A 2,373-nucleotide genomic window follows, 5' to 3' on the forward strand; every position below is an offset into this window, starting at 1 on the left:
TATTTTATCTTGAATTGTCAAATTAAGTGTATACTTTCCCCATAGAATACTTCATAAGGTGTCTTCCTGTTAAAACATTTTCGTGCCCTATTATTAAGTTTGTTCTCCCACAGCTGAATAGCCTGCACATCAACCAATGTTAAATCACTTCCTTTTGGAAAATATTCTCTTAGTAGTCCATACGTATTCTCATTAGTCCCTCGTTGCCATGGAGTATGGGGATCAGGAAAATAGACTTCAATTTTTACATGAGATAGTGAGTTATCATCAAAATGCCCTCTGTAAATGGATCTATAGATTGTTTGATAACTAATAACAGTTTTCCCATACTCTAATCTCAACTGACCTTCTATTTCTTCAGGAGACTATTGGTAATCGAGAAATAAATGTTTGACGGTATTGCTTAAATTGTGATCTCTTTCAAGCATACGTTTCCGCCCATAGTGTGATTTAGCAATATAGTAGGATTTCTGTGCATGACTTGGAGAATAGCTTCCTTCTTTTAGATGTCGCTTCCATTCACGACTAATACTAGACGGATGACGATGAAATAACTTAGCAATTTGAGAAAAATTTAGGCCTTGCGTACGGTAAATGAGAATACTTTCACGCTCGTCTATGCTAAAATGATGGTAGCTCATAAGATTTCCTTTCGTAACTAGTTCGTTCAATTCTATTTTACTAGAAAATCTTATGAGTTTTTATTGTGCACTTATCACTTGTATTGTATATTCAAGGTATAAATAATATCTTCAGCCTGGGAAAATAATGGTGTATGAAAAAATCTAGACTAAGGGGAAATATTTTTATCCTTGTTAAGTTCATGTGACACCATTTATTTGGCGTTGAAAATCAACTTAAAAAAAGGTAGAATGGTTTAGTAGATATTTTGGAGGAAATCATGTCTTATACGAATTTAAAGTTGTTTGCTTTGTCGTCTAACCAAGAATTAGCAGCAAAAGTTGCTGATAAAATTGGTATTGAACTTGGAAAATCAAGTGTTCGTGAATTTTCAGATGGGGAGATTCAAGTTAATATTGAAGAGTCTATTCGTGGTCATCACGTTTTTATTCTTCAATCTACAAGCTCTCCTGTAAATGATAACTTGATGGAAATCTTGATTATGGTTGATGCGCTAAAACGTGCTAGCGCTGAGACAATCAGTGTTGTTATGCCTTATTATGGATATGCACGTCAAGATCGAAAGGCACGTTCACGTGAACCAATCACATCTAAGTTGGTTGCTAATATGCTCGAGGTGGCAGGTGTTGACCGTCTTTTGACAGTTGACCTTCATGCTTCTCAAATCCAAGGATTCTTTGATATCCCAGTAGATCATTTGATGGGAGCGCCTCTTATCGCAGATTATTTTGATCGTGCTGGTCTTATGGGTGATGATGTGGTTGTTGTTTCTCCAGATCATGGTGGTGTTACTCGTGCGCGTAAACTTGCTCAATGTTTGAAAACACCAATCGCTATCATTGATAAACGTCGTAGTGTTGATAAAATGAACACTTCTGAGGTTATGAATATCATTGGTAATGTTGAAGGGAAAACATGTATCTTGATTGATGATATGATTGATACTGCTGGTACCATCTGTCATGCAGCGGATGCACTTGCTGAAGCTGGTGCAACTCATGTCTTTGCATCGTGTACTCACCCTGTATTGTCAGGTCCAGCTCTTGATAATATTCAAAAATCTGCTATTGAAAAGCTTGTTGTGCTTGACACGATTTATCTTCCAGAAGAGCGTTTGATTGATAAGATTGAACAAATTTCTATTGCTGATTTGATTTCTGAAGCAATCATTCGTATTCATGAAAAACGTCCATTGTCACCATTGTTCGAAATGAGTCATAAATAGATTAAAGCGGTTTTTTGTCAACTGTAGTGGGCGACGAAAAGCTAACATCTTGAGAGGACCGGATAGGTCCTCTTTTTATGTATGTTTAGAGTGATGAAGACACGTTTCTTAAAGTTGATGAAGTTTCTAAAACCGAAGCCCAACCGTTTGATGTCTTTAATCAACTTGTTGGTAGCTTCCAGTTTTGCGTTTGAATAGTCTGTTTCTAGTGCATTTTGGATGTATTGTTTGTGTCTAAGAAAAGTTCTAAAGACTGTTTTGAAGTAATGATTGGCCTTGCTTATATTCTCCTCTATGAGTTCAAAAAAATCATCCCCCCTCTTCTCCTGAAAGTGAAACAGCAAGAGCTGATAGAGGTTATAATAATTAGCGAGTTCTTCTGAGAAATTCAGTGTCTTCTTAACGACTTCATGTGGAATTAAGGTTTGACCAAAGGTCTTTGAGTGAAATGATTTACAAGATAACTTACGGCTGAGTCTCCAGTGATTTTTTAAAGCTCGATAAGG

The 2,373-nt window shown here is 36.4% G+C and carries 2 protein-coding genes and 2 pseudogenes; 1 reads left to right on the forward strand and 3 read right to left on the reverse strand.

The annotated features are described in order from the left end of the window. Positions 1-17: 17 nt before the first annotated feature. Both HMPREF9425_RS10760 and HMPREF9425_RS10455 read right to left on the reverse strand, forming a co-directional pair. Positions 18-242: pseudogene (locus HMPREF9425_RS10760) on the reverse strand (transposase); the annotation flags it as partial. A 123-nt stretch (positions 243-365) separates the two neighbouring features. Next, positions 366-641: a helix-turn-helix domain-containing protein gene (locus HMPREF9425_RS10455; protein WP_003098234.1), complete on the reverse strand. Its 276-nt coding sequence runs from the start codon at positions 639-641 to the stop codon at positions 366-368. Between the two features lie 260 nt (positions 642-901). Here HMPREF9425_RS10455 and HMPREF9425_RS08445 point away from each other — a divergent pair, with 260 nt between their 5' ends. Beyond that, complete coding sequence (locus HMPREF9425_RS08445) at positions 902-1,867, forward strand: ribose-phosphate diphosphokinase (protein WP_003091847.1); 966 nt, start codon at positions 902-904, stop codon at positions 1,865-1,867. Between the two features lie 51 nt (positions 1,868-1,918). Here HMPREF9425_RS08445 and HMPREF9425_RS08450 read toward each other — a convergent pair. Next, positions 1,919-2,373, reverse strand: a pseudogene (locus tag HMPREF9425_RS08450) (transposase); the annotation flags it as partial.

This window comes from Streptococcus vestibularis ATCC 49124 (genome assembly GCF_000188295.1).
GTDB lineage: Bacteria > Bacillota > Bacilli > Lactobacillales > Streptococcaceae > Streptococcus > Streptococcus vestibularis.